At 47.7% G+C, this 21,382-nt stretch carries 20 protein-coding genes and 1 other RNA gene; 10 read left to right on the top strand and 11 right to left on the bottom strand.

Annotated features, from left to right (window positions below):
* Positions 1-10: 10 nt before the first annotated feature.
* The 3 genes from ACYUJT_RS03445 (at position 11) to ACYUJT_RS03435 (ending at position 2,704) form a co-directional block, all read left to right on the top strand.
* Positions 11-691 carry a zinc metallopeptidase gene (locus ACYUJT_RS03445; protein WP_460318839.1) on the top strand — a complete coding sequence of 227 codons (681 nt, stop codon included), beginning with the start codon at positions 11-13 and terminating at the stop codon, positions 689-691.
* A 198-nt stretch (positions 692-889) separates the two neighbouring features.
* On the top strand, positions 890-1,591 hold the full coding sequence (locus ACYUJT_RS03440) for a response regulator transcription factor (protein WP_460319754.1): 702 nt from the start codon (positions 890-892) through the stop codon (positions 1,589-1,591).
* Between the two features lie 6 nt (positions 1,592-1,597).
* Positions 1,598-2,704 carry a sensor histidine kinase gene (locus ACYUJT_RS03435; protein ID WP_460318837.1) on the top strand — a complete coding sequence of 369 codons (1,107 nt, stop codon included), beginning with the start codon at positions 1,598-1,600 and terminating at the stop codon, positions 2,702-2,704.
* 50 nt (positions 2,705-2,754) lie between these two features.
* Here the strand turns inward: ACYUJT_RS03435 and ACYUJT_RS03430 are convergent, their stop codons facing one another.
* From ACYUJT_RS03430 to ACYUJT_RS03415, 4 genes are all read right to left on the bottom strand, one after another.
* The gene (locus ACYUJT_RS03430) at positions 2,755-5,127 is read right to left on the bottom strand and encodes a DUF4097 family beta strand repeat-containing protein (protein WP_460318835.1); all 2,373 of its coding nucleotides are present in this window, start codon (positions 5,125-5,127) and stop codon (positions 2,755-2,757) included.
* Entirely contained in the window at positions 5,124-5,999 is an 876-nt protein-coding gene (locus tag ACYUJT_RS03425; protein WP_460318834.1) for an ABC transporter ATP-binding protein, read from the bottom strand. Before ACYUJT_RS03425 ends, ACYUJT_RS03430 begins: the two co-directional genes overlap by 4 nt.
* Positions 6,000-6,228: 229 nt before the next feature.
* On the bottom strand, positions 6,229-7,137 hold the full coding sequence (locus tag ACYUJT_RS03420; protein ID WP_460318832.1) for a LysR family transcriptional regulator: 909 nt from the start codon (positions 7,135-7,137) through the stop codon (positions 6,229-6,231).
* 98 nt (positions 7,138-7,235) lie between these two features.
* Complete coding sequence (locus ACYUJT_RS03415; protein WP_460318831.1) at positions 7,236-7,838, bottom strand: rhomboid family intramembrane serine protease; 603 nt, start codon at positions 7,836-7,838, stop codon at positions 7,236-7,238.
* Positions 7,839-7,936: 98 nt separating this feature from the next.
* Here ACYUJT_RS03415 and tpx point away from each other — a divergent pair, with 98 nt between their 5' ends.
* On the top strand, positions 7,937-8,455 hold the full coding sequence (gene tpx, locus ACYUJT_RS03410) for a thiol peroxidase (RefSeq protein ID WP_460318829.1): 519 nt from the start codon (positions 7,937-7,939) through the stop codon (positions 8,453-8,455).
* A gap of 71 nt (positions 8,456-8,526) precedes the next feature.
* Here the strand turns inward: tpx and ACYUJT_RS03405 are convergent, their stop codons facing one another.
* The 3 genes from ACYUJT_RS03405 to ACYUJT_RS03395 form a co-directional block, all read right to left on the bottom strand.
* Positions 8,527-8,919 carry a DUF1499 domain-containing protein gene (locus ACYUJT_RS03405; protein ID WP_460318828.1) on the bottom strand — a complete coding sequence of 131 codons (393 nt, stop codon included), beginning with the start codon at positions 8,917-8,919 and terminating at the stop codon, positions 8,527-8,529.
* Positions 8,920-9,061: 142 nt separating this feature from the next.
* A non-coding RNA gene (gene ssrS, locus ACYUJT_RS03400) (6S RNA) lies at positions 9,062-9,252 on the bottom strand.
* A gap of 73 nt (positions 9,253-9,325) precedes the next feature.
* Positions 9,326-10,123, bottom strand: a complete 798-nt coding sequence (locus ACYUJT_RS03395) for a YesL family protein (protein WP_460318827.1) — start codon at positions 10,121-10,123, stop codon at positions 9,326-9,328.
* 173 nt (positions 10,124-10,296) lie between these two features.
* Between ACYUJT_RS03395 and ACYUJT_RS03390 the strand changes: the two genes are divergently transcribed.
* Entirely contained in the window at positions 10,297-10,401 is a 105-nt protein-coding gene (locus ACYUJT_RS03390; protein ID WP_460318826.1) for a sporulation protein YjcZ, read from the top strand.
* 67 nt (positions 10,402-10,468) lie between these two features.
* Here the strand turns inward: ACYUJT_RS03390 and ACYUJT_RS03385 are convergent, their stop codons facing one another.
* On the bottom strand, positions 10,469-12,055 hold the full coding sequence (locus ACYUJT_RS03385) for a DEAD/DEAH box helicase (protein WP_460318824.1): 1,587 nt from the start codon (positions 12,053-12,055) through the stop codon (positions 10,469-10,471).
* Positions 12,056-12,332: 277 nt separating this feature from the next.
* On the opposite strand from ACYUJT_RS03385, the gene ACYUJT_RS03380 reads away from it, so the two are divergent.
* The 4 genes from ACYUJT_RS03380 (at position 12,333) to ACYUJT_RS03365 (ending at position 16,446) form a co-directional block, all read left to right on the top strand.
* Positions 12,333-13,160: a YitT family protein gene (locus tag ACYUJT_RS03380; RefSeq protein ID WP_460318823.1), complete on the top strand. Its 828-nt coding sequence runs from the start codon at positions 12,333-12,335 to the stop codon at positions 13,158-13,160.
* A 185-nt stretch (positions 13,161-13,345) separates the two neighbouring features.
* Positions 13,346-13,534, top strand: a complete 189-nt coding sequence (locus ACYUJT_RS03375; protein WP_460318822.1) for a hypothetical protein — start codon at positions 13,346-13,348, stop codon at positions 13,532-13,534.
* Between the two features lie 278 nt (positions 13,535-13,812).
* On the top strand, positions 13,813-15,006 hold the full coding sequence (locus tag ACYUJT_RS03370; RefSeq protein WP_460318820.1) for a putative glycoside hydrolase: 1,194 nt from the start codon (positions 13,813-13,815) through the stop codon (positions 15,004-15,006).
* Between the two features lie 69 nt (positions 15,007-15,075).
* Positions 15,076-16,446, top strand: a complete 1,371-nt coding sequence (locus ACYUJT_RS03365; RefSeq protein ID WP_460318819.1) for an MATE family efflux transporter — start codon at positions 15,076-15,078, stop codon at positions 16,444-16,446.
* Between the two features lie 831 nt (positions 16,447-17,277).
* Here ACYUJT_RS03365 and pfkA read toward each other — a convergent pair.
* From pfkA to ACYUJT_RS03350, 3 genes are all read right to left on the bottom strand, one after another.
* Entirely contained in the window at positions 17,278-18,249 is a 972-nt protein-coding gene (gene pfkA / locus ACYUJT_RS03360; protein WP_460318818.1) for a 6-phosphofructokinase, read from the bottom strand.
* A 194-nt stretch (positions 18,250-18,443) separates the two neighbouring features.
* On the bottom strand, positions 18,444-19,526 hold the full coding sequence (locus ACYUJT_RS03355) for a tetraprenyl-beta-curcumene synthase family protein (RefSeq protein WP_460318815.1): 1,083 nt from the start codon (positions 19,524-19,526) through the stop codon (positions 18,444-18,446).
* A 91-nt stretch (positions 19,527-19,617) separates the two neighbouring features.
* Positions 19,618-19,938: a hypothetical protein gene (locus tag ACYUJT_RS03350; RefSeq protein ID WP_460318813.1), complete on the bottom strand. Its 321-nt coding sequence runs from the start codon at positions 19,936-19,938 to the stop codon at positions 19,618-19,620.
* A gap of 163 nt (positions 19,939-20,101) precedes the next feature.
* Between ACYUJT_RS03350 and ACYUJT_RS03345 the strand changes: the two genes are divergently transcribed.
* Positions 20,102-21,301, top strand: coding sequence for an MFS transporter (locus ACYUJT_RS03345; RefSeq protein ID WP_460318811.1), 1,200 nt, complete (start codon positions 20,102-20,104; stop codon positions 21,299-21,301).
* Positions 21,302-21,382: the final 81 nt, after the last annotated feature.

Genomic DNA, 21,382 nt, shown 5'->3' with positions numbered 1-21,382 from the left:
GAGAAAAATCATGAGCTCGAATATCATGTTTATTCCATTAATATTTGCCATCGGCCTATCGATATGGGCGCAGTTTAAAGTTAAGGGAACCTTTAATAAATACGCCAAGGTCCATAATATGTATGGACTAACAGGCCATGAGGCAGCCCGCCGCATGCTGGATGCGAACGGATTGTACGACGTACCGATCGAACCTGTACGCGGCAGCCTGACGGATCATTACGACCCGACCAAACGCGTCGTCCGTCTCTCTGAGCCGGTCTATTACGAGAACTCGGTGTCTGCCGTCGCTGTAGCCTGCCATGAAGTCGGGCACGCCATTCAGCATAAAGAATCTTATTCCATGCTGGTCCTGCGCCACAAAATGTTCCCGATCGTCAATTTAACGTCCCAAGTATCGCCATTTTTAATTCTTGCAGGCATTTTGTTCGGTTCGCTGAACCTCCTGGGCGTAGGCATCGTGTTCTTCTCGTTGGCCGTACTATTCCAGCTTGTCACCTTGCCGGTAGAATTCGACGCCACCAACCGGGCTCGCAGAGGCATGCTCAGCATGGGGTTAGTCTCGCAAAACGACGAGCGCGGCGTAGGCAAAGTTCTTAACGCTGCCGCATTGACTTATGTAGCCGCAGCCCTTATCTCCCTTTTCGAGCTGCTTCGTTTTATCATGATGTACTTCCAAAGCCGGGACTAATTATTTAATTTAATCCGATTCAATACTATCCGCGGAGAGAGTAATCTCTCCGTGTTTTTGTGCTTCCCTGCCTATCTGCATAATCCCCCATATATTGAAATTATTAGGATAAGTGAGTTAAAATAGATTGGTGTTTAAACATAGGAAGTCGTTTTGTTTAGGAGGAATTCCATATTGCTCAGGAATGAGAGAATACTCATGGTCGATGATGAAGAAGGCATTTTGAACCTGCTGGAAATTATTCTGAAGAAAGAGAGATTCCATGCGATTTATTCCTGCACTTCAGGGGAAGATGCGTTAAATTTGCTAGGCCGGCATACCTTTGACGTGATTTTGCTGGATGTCATGCTTCCCGATACTCATGGATTCGACTTATGCAACAAAATTAGAAGCATAACAAGCACCCCTATTATTTTCATTAGCTCATGCTCCAGCGATTTCGACAAATTAACGGGTCTTGGAATCGGCGGCGACGATTACATTACGAAACCTTTCAATCCCCTTGAGGTAGTTGCTAGAATACAGAGCCTGCTTCGTAGACAGAACCTTACCCGGGCCATGCTGCATGAGAACCATGATCATTATAAAGAATACCGCTATGGCAACCTTGCCTTAAAGCCTGCCGACGCCCAGCTTGTTGTGGATGAACGAGTCATCGAATGCACGGCCAAGGAGCTGGAACTACTGCATTTTTTCTTCAAAAATCCAAATCGCCTTTTTACCGCTACGCAAATCTATCAGCTCGTATGGGGCGAAGAACCATACTATGGCGAGGAGAAAACCGTGGCCATGCATATTTCCAAAATTAGAAAGAAGCTTGAAAGCAAGCCGAAGTCTCCCGAAATCATCGTTAATTTAAAGGGAATTGGTTACAAATTCGTCCCCCCCATTGAAAGGTAACCCGCCATGAATATTAAGCTTCGCTTCAGCATTCATTTTATCATCGGATTATTCACCTGGATGGTAGGTATGGGATTCGTTGTCATGCTGATTGTTGACGGCATTTTGCCGAGACTTGGCCTATATGAAGGCATGGCTGGCTACGACTCGATTCTGCTTATTTTGTTTGCGGTCAGCATCATTGTGTCGAGCCTTATCTTCAGTTGGTATTTCAGCAACCCGATCTGGTTCATCATCTCCTGGATATCCCGCTTATCGCGTGGTCATTACCAAGAACCTGCCGTCAGCCATAAAATATATACGAAAAGGGATAAGCTAAAGAGACCTTACCGGCTATACAGCGAAATCATAACCAATATTCATGAATTATCTATCCATCTCCGAAAATCCCAGCAAGAAAGAGAGAAGCTGGAGCAACTGAAAAAGGACTGGATCGCCGGCATCTCCCATGATTTAAAAACGCCGCTTACCTACATATCCGGCTATTCTGCCCTGCTCCTGAGCGAGGAGTATTCCTGGAGCGAGGAAGAGAAGATTTCCTTCATGCAGGAAATTCTGAAGAAGAGCAAGCACATGGAAACCCTGATTCAGGATTTCAACCTGTCCCTCCAGCTCCAGGAAACAAAGTCGCAAATCCCTCTGCGGCTGGAAGAAGGGAATCTGGTGGAGTTTCTGAAGAGCCTTTTGGCTGATACATGGAATGATCCGGACCTTCAGGAATACGATTTAAGCTTTCACTGCGATGAGGACTCGATCCTGTTTTCCTTTGACAGACGCTTACTGTACCGGGCGATTCAGAACCTGCTCATCAATGCGGTAATGCACAATCCCCCCGGCACGGCAATTTCGGTGCAGCTCACATATGTACAGAACCAATTTATCAAAATCACAATTGAAGATAACGGGGTCGGAATGGACCGCCATACTTTGGAGAATCTGTTCAAGAAATATTATCGCGGCGAATCGGCTGTTTCGCCCACCGCCCGTTATGGGATGGGCCTTGGCATGTCGATCGTGAAAGACTTAATTCTCGCCCACGGAGGGCATATTTCCGTAGACAGCATCGTAGCGAAGGGAACTTCCTTCTACATCACCATACCCTTTGGCAAATAAACGCCCGCCCTTCTCCGTCAACAGATGACAATCGGGAAGGGCGGGATGTTTTATTTGATATAAATACTTCCTGCAGAAGATTTAATGGTTAGATTCGGCGCGCCGGCAGAAGTACCAATCGTAGCTTTCAATTCCTGCCCTGCTCCTGTAGCGTTCACGTCGGACGCCGAAGTCAGGGACGACTCGATCTTGCCCGACTCAGTCGAAGCATCAATCTCCAGGGCGTTAGGTGCATTCTCAAATGTCATCTCGACATTGCCTGTTTCGGTCCTAATACTGCTTTCGTGAGCTAGCTGCCCATTATGGGATACTTTCACATTCCCCGCATCGTTCTCAATGATAAAGTCACCAGCAATCCCGGTAAGCTCAATGTCTCCTGCGGCAATTTTGCCTTGGATGCGTTTCCCTTCAAATCCGTTAATTTCAAGACTTCCCGAATCTCCTGTAAACATAAGCTCATCGGCCTTTAATCCCTCGCCTTTAATTTGCCCGGCAAACGTCGTCAGACTGATTTTGGCGAACTGCTTATCCGGCAGCTCGATCTGCAAGGTGTCTGTCTTAAAGTTGACCAGAGCCGACGAGCTGCCATAGTTCACATCCAGCACCCCGTCGTTTAACTCGGCGCTGATTTCTTTCCCTCCCTTCGTACTGACTTTAATTTCTGCGCTGCTTGCAGGCCGTATTTCAATATTTTGGCCATCCGTTTTAATAACGATTTCCTCCACCTGTTTCCCATCAAAGATCTTGCCTGCACTATTAGCGCTTGGTTTGGAATCGCAGCCTGAAAGAAACAGGACCATGACCGCAGCAAACACCATAGTCATCATTTTTATTTTTCTGTTCGTGACGCCCACCCCCAGCGCCCCGGCTTTGATCTGCTGCCAAACAAGGGCAACGATCAGTAGGACGCATGTCAATATACCGTACAGGAGGGCATAATTTGTCGCGGTGCCCAGGAAGTTAAGATAAGGGAGGTCATTTACCGCCCCCATATACCACCACAAAATATAGATGACTTCAAACATTTTCCTCGTTCCGCTAATCGTTCCCAAAAACATCGCCAATGTCGGAACAAATAATACGCTCACCAGCCAGGCCGTCAAATGCGCCCACTGTCCATCCAGAATGAAGTGAACTAACGCAGCCGAGAATACGAGAAGTGTGATGAGAATCCCGGAAATCCAACCCGCAAAAAATCTTTTTAGCGGAGGACAGCTGGACATCAATAGCTCCCGGGTAAAATAATATTTCTCCCGCGTGCCCATTTGCGACCAGATAGCAATCGGCCATAAAGCTAGAACAGGCAGCCAGCTCTGCACGTTTTCCAGCGAGATAAGAAGGCTAGCAGCCATACTGCCGAGCACAAGCAGGTACCACCATATTGAACAATCTTTCAGCATGATGAACATTTCCGCCCGAATTAGTCTCGTCATACGAACCCTCTTCTCTCTCTTGACAGGAGACAGCTTATACTCATGGCTATTTTCCGGCTTAGCGGCAGCATCCTTCTTCGATTCATAGATTACAAGTACGTGATTGCGATTGGCATTCTCTTTCATTCTAAATCGGTTGAATACGAGGGAAGAAACGAGAATGACCAGCAGGGCGATGCCTGCCCAGGCCAATCGGTAGATGAGCAGGCTCCGGCTCCATTCAACGCCATGCCAGACAAACGTTGGGCTGGTGCCTTCCACCGGATAATATCCGAAGCTTCCCCCTTCCTCACTCATGGACAGGAATGCATATTTCAGCGTGGCTTCCCGAACCATGTCCGAACGAATAATATCAAGACCGAATACATCCAACAGACTACTCGGCGCAGCGATCGACACGATACTGAAGAATACCCATAGGGCAAAAAAGATGATATTCCCCACGACGCCTTTCAAACCGGGCATCACGTCGAATAATACGGTCCATGCCGCCAAGACGAGCAGCGAGGGCATGACAATAAAGACGAACGGCTTCAGGTAATCGGCGATATGAATGAAATCGTCTTCCCCGTGGATCAACTGCATTCCCATAAACGCCAGAAACAAAATCAGCTCGATCACAAGCAATACGACGTAATTGGAGATCACTTTACTAAAGATATAGCGGAAATTAGAAACCGGCGTCGAAGCAATGATCTGACCGACCTTAAGCCTTTGATCCTCGGAAACCTGGCTGCGCAGCATAAAAAAGGCAAACAGCCACAACAACAGCGTAGACATCATCGTGACTATTCCGCCTAACCATGCGGAATTGTAAATGCCGCGCACCCCGCCAATATAGAACACCTGATACCCGCTGGAGGGTGAGGGAACGCTGGCATATCCCAGGAGCAACGTCAGCAGGACGACAACGAGGAAGGAATAGCTTCTCATTTGCTTGATCAGGTTGTTCTTAACCAGACAATAATAGATGCCCCATACGTTGCTCATGACGCCCCTCCTAATGGAGAGACAGCGTAGAGGTACGCATCCTCCAGCGTAGAAGGAAGCGGGGTAGCATTTGGGGCAGGGCGGAAATCAGAAACGATCCGGGCATGCACGCCGTCACTCCGGTGTATGGCGCTGCTGATAATATATTTCTCCTGCATTTCCCGCAGCTCGGAAGAAGGGATAATGCTCTGCCACACCTTGTTATCTGCCCCCTGGATCAAGCTCTCCGGCGACGTAAAGTTCACGAGCCTCCCCTTGAACAGAATCGCGATATTCGGCGCAATCGACTCGATATCCGTTACAATATGCGTGGAGAGAATAACAATCCGGTTAGAGGACATCGTCGATAGCAAATTTCTAAAGCGGATCCGTTCCTCGGGATCAAGACCCACTGTCGGCTCATCAACGATGAGCAGCGAAGGATCATTTAACAATGCTTGGGCGATTCCTACACGCTGCTTCATTCCACCGGAAAATCCCCCCAACAACTTTTTGCGGTGATTGGATAGATTTAAAATTTCTAACAGTTCATCAATTCTCTTTCTTGCTGATTTTAACGTCAAGCCCTTCATCGCGGCCATATACTCCAGAAATTCAATAGAATTCATATTCGGGTACACACCAAAATCCTGAGGCAGATAACCGAGTTCAGTGCGCAATACATCAGGATGCTGCGCGATATCCACACCGTTCCAAGTTATTACTCCGGAAGTAGGCTTTTCTATGGTCGACAGCATTCTCATCAAGGTAGATTTACCCGCACCATTCGGTCCCAGCAATCCTAGAATACCCGGCTTTAGATGCAGGGTGACCTGGTTAAGTGCCTGTTTTGAGCCATAGGATTTAGTTACATGCTCAATCTTCAATTCCATTGCTACTCTTCACCACGCCTCATCTGATATTTATACAATCATTATTTCAGCTCTTGAGCCTAGTATACTGTTCGAAAGTAAAAGAATGGTAAAATAAGAGCAAAACTAACATAAAATACATCCAATTCGCAACTAAAGTTCTAATGGAATTAAACAAAAAGACGGCTGCTCACGGGGTTAAGCCCGGGAAACAGCCGTCTTCTTAATTAGAACAAACGCCGCCAGTCTATTAACTTGGCGGCGTGTCCGGTTGTAATCCGAAATATTCTAACAGAAATATGCGGAATGATTGCGCGACCAGCGGGAGTTTATCGTCGGCTCGATGAATCAGCCCGATCGTTCTCGTTACTTTCGGCGTCGAAATTCGGACTCTGGCTGGCTGCAGCGAGAAGCTCTGGAATAACGCCACTTCAGGCAGAAGGCTAACACCCATGCCGGCAGCGACTAGGCCGCGAATCGTATCCGTCTCCTCGCCTTCAAATGCGATTTTCGGCGTGAAACCGGCTTCCAGACAAGCATGCCACACGATAGGTCTTAAGGAATAACCTTTGCTGAACAGAATGAATTTATCATCTTTCAATTGGTTAAGTTTGATGCTCTGCTCGTTAGCGAGCGGATGGCCCGGCGGCAGTATCGCTACCAAGTCCTCCGTCAAAACAACGTTTCCCGCAACTTGGTTATGGTTCTCCGGAAAAGGAGAGATAAAGGCCAAATCCACTTCGGCCGATACGACATCGCGAATGAGTGTCGGGTACATCCCCTGCTTGAATCTGAACTTTACATTCGGATACAACTTACGGAACTCGGCAACTACACTCGGAATAACATGAACGCCGAGGCTATGTGGAAATCCGAGACGAATTTCGCCTTGCTCTGGATCAATAAACTCGTGAACTTCATTTACGGCGCGATCCAAATCTTTAAGGATCGTCTCCACCCGGCTGCAAAATAGCTGTCCTACCGCAGTCAAATGCAGATTTCTTCCCTTTTGCATGAACAAGTCAACGCCAAGCTCCTGCTCCAATTGGTGGATTTGCCTGCTTACCGCGGACTGGGCCACATGAAGTTCTTCGGCAGCCTGTGTGACATGCTCCTTTTTCGCCACCTTCACAAAGTATTGCAATTGTCTTAATTCCACGAATCTGATCGCTCCATTTCGATTCCTGTCATAACCCATCTGGGTAACTTGCCATCATTTGTACTCTAACATAACTTTACCATTTACCTTCATGGGGTTCAACGTCGTTTTAACAGGCGAATGATCAAGCCATAGATGAAGAAGCCGCCGACAAATCCGCCAAAATGGGCGATCCAGTTGATCTGAGGCACGATGAGCGAGAAAACAACACCGACGATGAGCAGACTGTACAGCGTCTTGCGGGAAGCTTCGTCCATGAAGTGCCGCTGAAACAACGCGACATAAAGGAAGGCCCCGTAAATACCGTAAATGGCGCCGGACGCCCCTGCAGAAATATGCGTAATGGACGAATGCTGATAGATTCCTGCCGTGATCAGATTGCCGACGACACCGCTCCCTAAATATAACAGAACATACCGCCAGGAGCCGAGCAGCCGTTCCATCGGAGGCGTAAAGATCAGTATCCCGAAGCTGTTAGAGAACAAATGCCCGAAGTTGAAATGCAGGAATATCGCAGCTACATACCGCCACCATTCACTGGCAAAAGGCTCTTTATTCACCATAGCGCCATAATCAAGGATAGCTCCCTCCGGCCCTACGGCAGTTAGAACAAACATTACAATATTAATTGCGAGAATGAAGCAGGTAACAGGGTACGACTTCAAATAAGTTTTCCAATTCTCATAGCGAATAAATATCATACGATCCGAACCTTTCTCCCTAATGTTGGACAATCTCTTTCTAAAAAGATTATAATTAAAATTAGGTGCTTTCACAAAATTGTTAGGAGGAGATACATTTGGCACAAGAACGTACTAATGCAGCAACATTTAAAGGGAATCCGATTACTCTGGTAGGTCCTGAGCTGAAGGTTGGCGATACGGCTCCAGACTTCCGTTTAAGCAAAAATTTGCTTGAAGAAGCAACTCTTCAGGACTTTGCAGGTAAAGTTAAACTGATCAGTGTCGTTCCTTCCCTGGACACAGGCGTGTGCGATGCGCAGACTCGCCGCTTCAACGAAGAAGCTGCCAGCCTTGGCGACGACGTCGTCATCCTGACGGTCAGCGCAGATCTGCCTTTCGCTCAAGCCCGCTGGTGCGGTGCCGCAGGCGTTGACCGCGTAGTAACCCTGTCCGACTATAAAGACAATTCCTTTGGTCAAGCCTATGGTGTATTGATTAAGGAATTCAAATTGGATCAACGCTCTGTATTCGTCATCGACAAAGACAACAAAATTACTTATGTCGAATACTTAAGTGAAATGACCGAACATCCGAACTATGATAATGCAATTTCTGCAGTTAAAGCACTTTTGTAATAAGCTGCGGTATCCATACTGAACAAGAAAAGCGAGTAGAAGGCTATGCCTCCCTGCTCGCTTTTGTCTATTTATGAAGTTACTTTATAAGCCCCCAGCTTCTTGTCCAGCGATGCATAAAGGTTGAGGATATTGCGATAATTGCTGCCTAAATCCCCCAATGAACCCCTGGTCGCCGAGTAAATGTCCACCGCACTGCGAAGCGGCCCCGTCGACACGATCGATACGGTAATATCCATCGTACGGCCGAACGCGGTCTTCTTCTCCAGCGTAATTTCGCCAACAGATTGCACCTCGTGAAGCACTTTATATCCTGGAATTTTCTTTAGCGTCGAGGAGACTTCCTCCCAAATTTTATCTTTGGATAGCTGATAATACCTCGTTTTCATCTCAGGCGTTTTCGCACGGTCACTCGTACCTTCCTGGCTGCGGAATATACCGATAAGAGTTCTTTTGATTGACACTCTACTTCCTCCTTCATTACTCGTCACGAGACATAGGGTGTATGTACTACATTTGTATCTAGTTTAACATTGTTGCGTAACAAACAAAAGCACCCTGTTACCTTTACTCCATAAAGGGACAGGGTGCTGTCATCATTGAATATGTAGACCCGCCTATGCCGTCCGGTTACACTGTCTCGAACCTGCATTAGCAGGTGGGTGACCGCAGCATCGCCTTTGAAGTCCCCTTATCATAAGTGATAGGGCCTTTCAGCAGCGAGGCAATATAAGTCTCCCGGGACATTGTCATTGGTTCAAAACAACTTGAAACCGAAACGTACATCGCAGGACGTAAACCTATTATAGTCCTTCTACTTTCAAATGTAAACCTAATATAGGGCGTTTGTAAAATTTGTAAACGCTCAGATTAGGATTTACGGTCATCACGATCAGCCTCGGCTTGATCGTCCCCCTCGGTGTCGTCCTTGCTGTCCTCTTCGCCGTCTTTCGAGCCTTCCTCTGCTACACGCATCTTCTCGACCTTCTCCTGAAGTTTGTTATAGCTGATATTGAAATTGTAGAAGGCAACGAATGCAGCAAGCGTACCGAAGCCGAACAAGATCAGCCATGTGAAGCGCATGGTGATGAATCCCAGAGCGATGACACAGAGCACTGTCGATAACACGCGGAACGGACGTAGGATGGTCAGCAGGATCGCATTCTTAATAAGAAGCGAAGTCTTCAAATGATAATGGGCAACCAATGAAAAGAAATTGAACAAGGAAACCGACAGCAAGATTAAGAAAATCAACATGATAATGCCGATAATCTGCATGTTGGCGAATTGCTTCATATATACGTTATAGTCAACGATCATCACGATGATCAACAACGTATAGAAGATTCCGCCGATCATGCTCTGCTTATAGTTCTCTTTGTACCCTTTGAAATACACTTTAATGACGCTCACATCCGTATCGCCCATCACCCATTTACGAGTCACGGAGAACAAGGCCGCCGTAGCCGGGAACAATGTAAACGGTGCCAATATGGCTAAAATCCAGGCGATTTGAATCCACATTTCGATGTCCGGGCTTAACAATCCCGTTAGCACGAAAAACCAAAAAGGCGACGAACAGAGAAGCCAAAGCAAATTGCTCCCCGATATTCTCATGATCCACTCGGTAACTTTATAGAAACCGCTCATTAGTCCTTTGTATTCCAAAAAAAATCTCCCTCCAGTAAGGTTTATGTCTATTAATAATACTATACATGATTAAATGAGCACTATCCAGCGCCTATTTTATCATGTTCTAGGTAAGCGTCTAATCTAGATGAACGATTACTCCATAGTATATACCGTAACTTCTAAACAACATCCTTAAAGGAGGTTATCTCATGTCTGGTGTAGGTGGATCTTGTGGCGGTTTCTTCACTTCCACAGGTACAATTCTGGTGTTGTTCATTCTGCTCGTCATTGTAAGCCGCACGTTCCTGTACTAATTTCCCATAGCAAGAAGACGGAGCGCCAATGGGCGTCTCCGTCTTCTTTGCTGAGGATTCTGTTTCATTAACCGTCATACGAAGGATTATCGCTGCGTCTTGGCGGTCTGCGGTCCCCGCCGCTGCTTGGACGCGGCTTGCGATCTGAGGAAGATTGGTAGTCCCTTCCCCCATCTCTGTTGTATCCGCCTTTACTGCCATAACCTCCACGGCCGCCGCCGTCGCGGTTATCTCTCCGGTATCCGCCGCCACCGCTGCCGCTGCCACTGCGATTGCCGTATCCATACGGCTTGCGGCCGCTGGAACGAATGTCCGGCTTGCGGCGTTTTACACGAATCGGTTCTTCTGGAGTCAGCTCGATACTCGCCTTATCCCCTTTTTCTCCAGTAATGAGCCTAAACGCGGCTGCCAGCAGATTAACCGAATCGTATTGCTCCAGCAACGAAATGGCGATTCCTTTGTATTCGTTCAGCTCGCCTGCTTCCACAAGTTCGATCAGGCGCTCTGCTGTGATGCGCTGCTTCCCTTCGATTGCCTCGGCAATGGATGGCAGCGGCTTGCGGGCGATCTTCTGGCGGGTAATCCGCTCAATGAAGTGAAGATGGTCGATCTCACGCGGCGTAACGAAAGACCAGGCTACGCCCTCCTTGCCCGCCCGTCCTGTACGGCCGATACGGTGCACATAGCTCTCCGGATCTTGCGGCAAATCGAAGTTGACGACATGAGTTACGCCAGATACGTCCAATCCACGTGCCGCCACATCGGTAGCCACAAGCACGTCGATGCTGCCGTCCCGGAACTTGCGCATCACGTTATCGCGCTGGTTCTGGGACAAGTCGCCATGAAGGCCGTCCGCAGAATAGCCGCGTTTCTGCAAAGCTTCCGCCAGCTCATCCACACGGCGCTTCGTCCGTCCGAACACGATAGCCAGTTCAGGTGATTCCATATCCAGCAAACGCGTAATCGCGTCGAATTTCTGGCGCTCATGCACTTCAATGTACGCCTGATCGATTAACGGTGCGCTAACTTGCTTTGGAATAACGGAAACATGCTCCGGGTTTTTAAGAAATTGCTGGGCAAGCTTCTGGATATTTGCTGGCATTGTAGCGGAAAATAGCATTGTTTGGCGCTCTTCGGGGACAAGCTTCAGAATCGACTGAATATCCTCCATGAAGCCCATATCCAGCATTTCATCGGCTTCATCCAGTACGACAGTCTGTACATCGTCAAGCTTAATCGTCTTGCGATTAATGTGGTCGAGCAAGCGGCCAGGGGTGCCGATAATGATTTGAGGCTTCTTCTTCAATGCGCGAATTTGGCGAACGATGTCTTGTCCCCCATAAATCGGCAGGGAACGAATGCCTTTGAAACGGGACAGCTTCCCAATTTCTTCCGCAACCTGAATAGCAAGCTCCCGGGTAGGGGCCATGATCAGCGCTACGATCCGATCCTCATTAGCTGGAATTCTGTTGATCAGCGGAAGACCGAACGCCGCTGTCTTACCTGTTCCCGTTTGTGCTTGACCGATCAGGTCGCGACCTGTCATCGCAATGGGAATCGATTTGGTTTGAATCGGGGTTGCCTCTTCAAATCCGAGTTCTGTTATTGCCTGTAGAACTTTAGGCTCTAGGCCGAAATCTGTAAATGTGCTCAAAATATTCATACTCCTTCTATACAGTGGACTTCCCACCATCTTGACTGTATTCTTAAGTAGCATTGGAACGTTTATAGGCTGTCCAATCAGCCCATAAAATTTACATAGCATACGGATCTTCGTAAGATTCGGTTCAGATCACTAATACATTCTTTCCCATTTTGCATGGAAAAGGATACCTACTCAAGAATATCTCAAACATTATAGCACAAAACATGAAAAGAACACCAGCAAGCTACTCGGCTTATTTTCAAAACCATTAAGAGGTGATTTTACGATGCTCAAAACAATCTGGAACAGCTTAGTCATCGTATTCGGAGCGGCATTGATCGCAGCCGGCTTCAATCTATTCCTCGTCCCGCATCATCTGCTTAGCGGCGGAGTCTCCGGATTATCCATGCTGACCGGTTATTTCACCCCCCTAAACATCGGGACGATGTACTTGGTATACAACATCCCTATTCTCATAGCCGGACTGTTTCTTCTCGGACGGCGCTTCATTCTGCTGAGTATTCTCTCCGTCGCGGCGGTAACCTGGTTCATCGCCCTGATCCCCGTTCACGAAAATCCGGTTGCGACCGATGCTTTTCTGTCCGCGGTCGTCGGAGGCGTACTCGTCGGGGCCGGCAGCGGAATATCGTTTCGGGCCGGGGGATCCTCCGGCGGCTTTGATATCGTGGGTTCGATCATTACGAGATACCGTGATTTCCCAGTCGGCAGCGTGCTCGTCTCCATGAATGCCATCGTCATCTTGGCCATGGGCTATATCGAAGGAGACTGGAATCTCGCCCTCGCTTCAATGGTATCGATTTACCTCAGCGGCAAAGTGGTGGATCTTCTTCATGTCAGCCATATTAAAGTGACCTTGTTCATCATAACGGACAAGACCGATGAATTGCTAAGCAAACTATTGAAGCTTCCGCGCGGAGTTACTCTCATTAAGACGCAAGGCGCCTTCTCCCACAAAGAAAAGGACATGCTAATGACCGTAACGACCCGCTACGAGCTGACCGAGCTTAGAAATATCATTAAAACTACCGACCCTGCGGCATTCGTCAATATTGTAGAAACCGTGGGCGTCATGGGTTCATTTAGAAAAAAGTAAATTTTTCTACCAGCTTGTACGCGGTGCCAAACGGTATCGCGATATGGTATAATAAATTATGCGCGGTTCCTTCGTCAATTTCATAAGATTTCAGCTTTACCTGATTTCACAGGCTTTGTGCTTTTCCGTTTAAGAATGATTCTCTACGCGAATGATTCGAGAAGGAAAGGGTGATTGATGTGGAAATGGAAACGGTAAAACTGGCACAAATCGTCATGAAGTGGTTTCCCGACATGCTTCCCTTCTTTAACGAGAAGGAGCTTGACTCCATGATCATCCTTCGGGACGGTATGAACATATTGGAACCGAATGATGCAATGGAGATTATTCAATTTAGCATTTGCGAGCTTCAAGATACTAATTTCCTTCATTAATATTAGTTTCGGCGAGCTTCAGCTTTATAGCAGCACCCACAGGCCGCTTTCTTTTGTCTTGACAGAAGAAGCGGCCTTTTTTCGGAATATTAAGTTTGTATTTCATGAAGATGCCCTGTGCACATTTCTGGGATTCCGTTTCAAACCGGCATTGCCGTGTTAATGAGTAAGGCTGCAATCAATCTTTTTTTCGCAAAGAATAACAAATCTGTTTATTATAAACAACAAACATCCTTTATAATCATCTTAGAACGTGTATCTTATGGGGAGAGAAGACGATGAACATCATTTGGACGATTTTACTGCTGGTTCTGAGCACAGGTAACGGCGGGGATACTCCTCCGGCTAACACGGACGCTTCGTACAGCAAAATGCCAGGCATAATGCAATCAGCCTATCATACCTTCCTGGCCAATGCCGCTGAGGGACGGCTGGATGATCCGCTTCCGCCTTCAATGATGGCGGTGAAACCTCAGACTGCAGCACCGGTCGTAAAAGGGATTTACGTGACGGCTTACAGTGCCGGCGGTTCCCGCATGGATCAACTGATCGACTTGCTGGACAGCACCGAATTGAACTCCATGGTTATCGACTTGAAAGATGATCATGGCTACATTACTTATAAGACGGACAATGCGAAGCTGCAAGAACTAGGTCAGCCTCAGCCTTTCATTCGCGACATGGACGCGCTGATGGCCCGTCTGGATAAGCATGAAATATACCCTATAGCGCGCGTTGTCGTGTTCAAGGATAGCGTTCTTGCGAAGAAGCGTCCAGAATTATCGTTTGTACATAACGACGGCTCCGTCTGGGCCAACGGCAAGGGAGAGGCCTTCGTCAACCCGTACAGCAAGGAAGTATGGGAATATAATGTAGAAATAGCCAAAGAAGCCGCTAAGCTGGGCTTTAAGGAAATTCAGTTTGATTACGTGCGGTTTCCTGAAGGGTTCGAGAAAAGAGCTGACACTTTAAAATATCGCAAAGATGAGCGCAGCCGCGTGGATGCGGTAACCTCCTTTGTAAAATATGCAAAAGAAGAGCTCGATCCGCTCGGCATCAAGATATCCGTCGATATTTTCGGTTATGCCGCATCCGTCCCTGCGGCCGAGGGGATCGGCCAGGATTTCGTGAAAATCTCGGAAAATGTGGACATCATCTGCCCCATGATATATCCTAGCCATTATACAACGGGATGGTTCAATGCCAAGGACCCTGACATGGCTCCTTATCAAACGATACGTGGAGCAACAATCGATACGCAGAAGAAGCTCGAGCCGTTAGGCGATAAACAGCCTGTGATTCGCCCTTGGATTCAGGACTTTACGGCAAGCTGGCTTGGCAAAGGCCACTATATCAAATACGGCAAGCATGAAGTTGAAGAACAAATCCGCGCGCTCAAGGAATTAAACGTCGATGAATATCTGCTGTGGAATGCATCCAACCGGTATACATCCGACGTAACATATAAATAAATGCCATCCAACATGGCCCGGGCGATCCGCCCGGGTTTTGGTTTGGGTGTGCTAAGGGAGAAATCTGGCTTGAAAGAAACCATCAATCTTAGACAAAAATATGCTCAATTTATAATCATACTCATCCCTATTCTAGTCACACAAATTACGATGTCCCTCATGACCTTCTTTGACACGATGATGTCGGGCCATGCCAGTCCTGCTGATTTGGCTGGCGTTGCGATCGGCTCCAGTCTTTGGATACCTGTCCAAACCGGACTCAGCGGAATTTTGATGGGACTGATTCCGATCGTATCGCAATTAATCGGTGCCGGGCAAAAAGATAAAGTCGCCTATCATGTCATTCAGGCGCTATGGCTCTCGATCGCCATAGCCGCAGCAGTCGCGCTTATCGGCATATTCACCGTATCCCCAGTGCTCGATGGCATGAAGCTGGAGCCGAAAGTGCATCATATCGCCCTCTATTTCCTTGTAGCGATATCGACCGGTATCCTGCCGTTGTTCGGTTACATCGTTATGCGCTCATTTATTGACGCGCTCGGCCAGACTAAAATATCGATGATCATTACACTGATTTCCCTGCCGCTGAATGTCGGAGCCGGGTATGTGCTTGTTTTCGGAAAACTCGGTTTCCCAAGACTAGGAGGGATCGGCTCAGGGATTGCAACAGCCTTTGCTTATTGGTGCATTTTCTTGATATCGGTTGTTATCGTTCACAAGGCGGAACCCTTTGCATCCTATGGCGTGTTCCGCAAATGGTACGGCGTATCGCTCGCGAAGTGGAAGGAGCTCATGAAGCTTGGCGTGCCGATCGGGTTCGCGATTTTCTTCGAAACTGCCGTCTTCGCAGCGGTAACGCTGCTGATGAGCCGTTTCGACACGCTCACGATCGCCGCGCACCAGGCAGCCCTTAACTTTGCTAGCACCTTGTACATGATTCCGCTCAGCATCTGCATGGCCTTGACGATTCTAGTCGGCTATGAAACAGGCGCTTCCCGTTTAAAGGATGCCAAGCAATATTCGTACATTGGTATAGGATCGGCTGTCGCCCTATCCGTGGCCACCGCCCTGATCATTATGCTGTTCCGCCAAAATGTGGCACTAATTTATTCCAGCGAATCTGAGGTCGTACAGCTGATCATGCACTTCCTCATTTACGCGATTTTCTTCCAGCTGTCCGATGCCATTGCCACGCCGATTCAAGGCGCGCTACGCGGGTACAAGGACGTAAACCCTGCTTTTTGGATCACCTTGCTCGCCTTCTGGATCATCGGTTTGCCGCTGGGCCATGTGTTGGCCAATTACGCAGATCAAGGCGCCTATGGTTATTGGGTCGGCCTCATATCCGGATTGGCCGTAGCCGCTGTGCTCCTCACCTGGCGTCTTCTGTCCGTCCAGCGCAACTTCGCCAAGCGGGCCCTTCAGCCGGAGTCGAAGTAATGAACTAGCCTAGCAGAGTTCAGGCCCAAGTTGACGGATTCATTCATGCATAATACTGCAATAATGCAGCTTTTGGACGGAAGAGCCAGCTCCCGACGAGATTTGTTGCGAAGATGGCTCGGTCCCTTATTAATAGCAGGTATGGGTTTCACCAAGTTTATACGAGTCTTAAAGGTGTTTTCTAAAATCTGTACAACGTGATTAACTTTACAATCAGTTCCCCAGTTGTCGCTATCCATAACTCGATCGAATTCGTCAATAATGCTCAAGAGGATAATGTACCAGTCCACCGGCACATTATTCCAAAGACACTGGGAAGCAACTTGTACCCGTATGCATTTTCTTCGCTCGCGAGAAGCTCAAGTAACCATTTTTTGTTGATTTAAAAACTAGATGTATTTTATACATCTAGTTAAGCTCTTTTATAAAAAAATACATGTGCTAAATGCAAAACATGCAGTTAGTTTGCCTGAATAGAGCTATTCATCGAAATAACTTAAAACTAAATGTATGTTTTGCAGTTAATTCCCTCTAACACGGCCTTAACCGATGAACTAACTGCATGAAATACATCTAGTTACCTTGTCCTGACCATCTAGTAGTTTAAAATTTATTGGAGAGAAAGACTCCAGTCCCGTTCAATTAAGGGGCCTGAGGCTTTTGTTTCATTTTCTCCGATTTAAGTCTCTTTGGGAGAGAATTGATGCACTTTTGCATAAACCGCATGACGAGAAACACAAAAAGGGAAATCCAGTGAATGATCATCACATGGATTTCCCTTTTGCATTTCCGTTTTGACTACGGCTATGCAATCAATCTACATCGAGCTGATTACTGCGATAGACGGGATGCTAGCTCGTACAAGTTCATATCGAACGTTTTTTTAGTGGAAACGACCTTCTCGATATCGGTCAGGATCATTTCGCCGCCAATCATGCCGCAGGCTTTGTTCGATTCGCCTTCAATCAGCTTGCGTACCGCAAAGTCTCCAAGGCGGCTTGCCAGGTTGCGGTCGAAAGGAGTCGGAGATCCGCCGCGCTGAATATGGCCGAGAACCGTTGCGCGAGGCTCAAGGGATGGCTGGCGCTCCTTGATGGCTTTGACGACTTCCTCTCCCGTTCCTACGCCTTCCGCAACGATAACGATGCTATGTCTCTTGCCGTTATCGAAATTCGCTCGCATCCGGTCTGCAACCTCGTTCAAATCAAACGGCATCTCTGGAACAAGAATCGTCTCCGCGCCGGCGGCCAATCCCGCATGCAGGGCAATGTCTCCGGAGTGGCGTCCCATAACTTCAACGACGGATGCCCGTTCGTGAGAGGACATCGTATCCCGCAATTTATTGACGGCGTCAACTACGATGCCAACCGCCGTATCGAAACCGATGGTGTAATCGGTAAAGGAGATGTCGTTGTCGATCGTACCTGGAAGGCCCATCGTTTTGATTCCCAATTGGCTAAGCTTCGCTGCGCCATGGTAAGAGCCGTCGCCGCCAATGACGACCAAGCCGTCAATGCCGCGATCGCGCAAAATTTGAGCACCCTTCTGCTGGCCTTCGGGCGTTTTGAATTCCACGCAGCGCGCCGATTGAAGAATCGTACCCCCACGCTGGATAATATCGCCTACGCTTCTAAGATCCATGGAGAAGATGTCATTATTGAGCAGTCCCTGATACCCCCGTTGAACCCCGAATACTTCAAGCCCGTAATACAACCCGCTGCGCACGACTGCGCGTACGGCTGCGTTCATGCCTTGGGAGTCACCGCCACTGGTGAGAACTGCGATTTTTTTAACTGCTGACATAATGATTCCTCCTAAAAGTTTTGTAAAGCAAAACTTGCATCGTAAGCATCCGCTTAGTTTTGTAAAGCAAAACTTGCTTCGTAAGCATCCGCTTAGTTTTGTGAAGCAAAACTTGCTTCGTAAGCATCCGCTTAGTTTTGTGAAGCAAAACTTGCTCCGTAAGCATCTGCTTAGTTTTGTGAATTAAAAACAAGCTATTTCAAACGTTTGCGGATCCAGCGGCTGTTCACGAAGAAGAACAATCGCATGAGCGAGCTTCGTCTCATCAACTGCCTGGAAACCCCTCGAATTTCTTGCTGCTCACTGACTTTAGGATCGGACAGATACAAAGCCAGCAGTCCCTCGATAATCATCACGTGAAACGACGAAGCCGGAAGGACGGCAACGTCCCTCCTAGCTCCATCGACCATAAATACAATGCGCTGAAGCATAGTTTCTTTATTATCGTAATAGCTGCAGAAATTCAAATCTCCGCCAATTTCATCTTCTGCCTGATCTATCAAATAGTCAAGCATAATATGTACTCCGCATACATAAGGAAAATAAGCATCCTGGATCATCCGGGCGCTCGGCTCGCTGAGATTCTCGTCGCTTGCCGACAGAAACAGCATGAATACGCCTAGCGTTGAGCCCGTCGCCGCAGCAAACTCGTTCCACTTCAATTGGGGCGCTCGTGACTGATGAAGCTCCCACCATGAGAGAAGTGCAGCTTCGCGAAGGCTTGGATCGATATGCTTGTACACCTGCAAGTCCGTGTACAGCTGCACCAGTTCGGCAATGAACGGCTGGGCTGCGTGATATCCAGGCAGCTCCCGAATCCGTTCTTGGCAGGTTAAGACGAGACGGTGCAAATATCCCCCGTCCTCGCGTTCCTCTCGGAGCGCGTAATAATCCGTCAACTCTGCCTGCGGGTCAATGGCGTCCAGCATGCTTTGATGGAGCAGGCGGAAATCTCCCTCGTCCATCGATGTACTGCGGTCACAAAGATTATCCAAATAATCACTGATCGTTTGAAAGGCTACGATTAAAGGGATCAGAACATGGCGCTTCGGCAAATTGGCAGCCGCATAAACCGCGCCCCCCTGACAGTGGAACTCCTTCGTCTCAATACTAGCAAGCGCTTGTCTTCTTAGCTCAGGGTCGGGGATCATTCCCGCTTCCTTCCTCCAGCCGTTAAGTTCCTCGCGAACGTCGGGCAAAATGAACTTATATACACGGCTCATCAGCCTGATCGGCTCTTTAGGAAACTGGTTTCGACTTTGCTTAAGTTCAATCAATGGCCTGCCTCCACTAGGTTGTTTAGATATAGCGAGTTTTAAACCAGTCTATATTATAATATGATCCCTCTCTTTGTACAAATTAACTAAATCACAGATGCGTTTTGGCCGTAGGCTCATCCTGAGAAACCCGGTACCATATTTGGAGATCATGAATCTGACTGGCTAATTCCGCGATTTCCCCGTTGATTTGACAGCTCTTCTCAAAATCATTCTCATTCCCCATCTCGGACAGTTTCCGCTCGATCAGACGCTCCAGCACCATAACCTTGGTCGGTATTCGCCCCCTAATGCTTTCCCAGCTTTCGATCATTGCCAGCCTTTCCTCCATGCCGTAGTCTTCAAAGGGCTGGTCCAGAGACGGTACATGCATATCCAATCTTTCATCGTATACAAAGCAGGTTTGATACACGCTGATCCTCCCCTACCCGAGGTTGTATAATGCTAACTATATTATAACTAATTTAATAGGTTAACAAAACTTATTTAGTTACGGTTATGATATACTATCCATGTTGCATGTCAACCTAAGAGATTTACGATCTAATTTACCGGAACGGAGTACGGATCCAAAGATGAACTCACAACCCTTGGCCCGCTCGGAAGTATCCTGGCTCAGAGCCCTTATTTTTACAATTTACGGAACCAGTGCGCTGGTGGCTTCTTATTTCCCTTTGTTCTATGCAGACCTGGGATTTTCTAGAACACAGATCGGCTACATCTATGCTGTAGGCCCGATGATCTCGTTGATATCCAATCTGCTGTGGAGCTATGCAAGCGATCGCTTTCGCACCATTAAGAAAATACTCTTCATCCTGCTGACGGGCCAAATATTGATGTCGTTTTTCCTTTCGATGACGACGCAGTTTGCGGTCATTATGTTTATTATTACATTATACTATTCCTTCTTCTATCCCGTCCTTCCGCTATCCGATTCAATTGCGATTTCGACCGCAAAGCGCCACAACAAAAATTTTCTGTCGATCCGCATCTTTGGTTCGATCGGCTATGCCATTTTTGCGCTGCTGATCGGTTATGTATTGTCTGCCATACCTTCCATCACAACGATGGGGGTATCGATGATCATAGCGGGAACGGCGCTGTTCTTTACGCTCTTCGTCAAAGATCAGGCGACCAGCGTAGCGAGGGTTAATTTCTCCGGCATCTTATCGATCCTGAAGCAAAAAGAGCTGCTCTGGTTTTTGGGCTGTGTATTTTGCCTGGCCCTCGGCATGAGGATGAATGATGCTTTCCTGTCCATCTCGCTGCACGATCTTGGAGCCGGACAAGAATTGATCGGCTGGGCCATGCTCTTGTCGGCCTTCTCGGAAATTCCGATCTTTTTGCTGCTGACCAGATACGGCGCTAATTTCAAGGAGCTTCCCCTCATGCTGCTGGCAAGCCTGATGTTCGCCTTAAGATTCATGCTGGTAGGAATATCAGATTCAGCAACCAGCATACTGCTCATTCAACTAATGCATGGAGTCTCCTTCGGCATATTCTATGTCACAGCCATACGCATGCTCTCTCGCCTCATTCCCGCCCAATTCCAGGCCACCGGGCTAGCCCTGTTTACGGTCATGTGGTCAAGCTTGTCGGGACTATGCAGCGGGGCCTTTGGCGGTATGGTATTCGAGCATTTCGGCAGGGAAAATTTCTATTTTGTGGCGATGGGCACCGCGTTACTGGCTTTTATCGGCTTTGCTAGCCGTTATTTTTACAAATCCAAGCCAAAGGTGCAAAGCAGTAATTCTACGACTCACCACGACTTATAATGATTATGCCAAATAAACCGTCTTCTGTTCAAAGACTGACTCATGCGTTATAATTAAGAGCAGATTATAGTACCTAGTGTT

The sequence above is a fragment of the Paenibacillus sp. YSY-4.3 genome (genome assembly GCF_054767475.1).
Note: the sequence above shows the minus strand (reverse complement) of the source record. Positions and strands in the feature narration are given on the sequence as shown.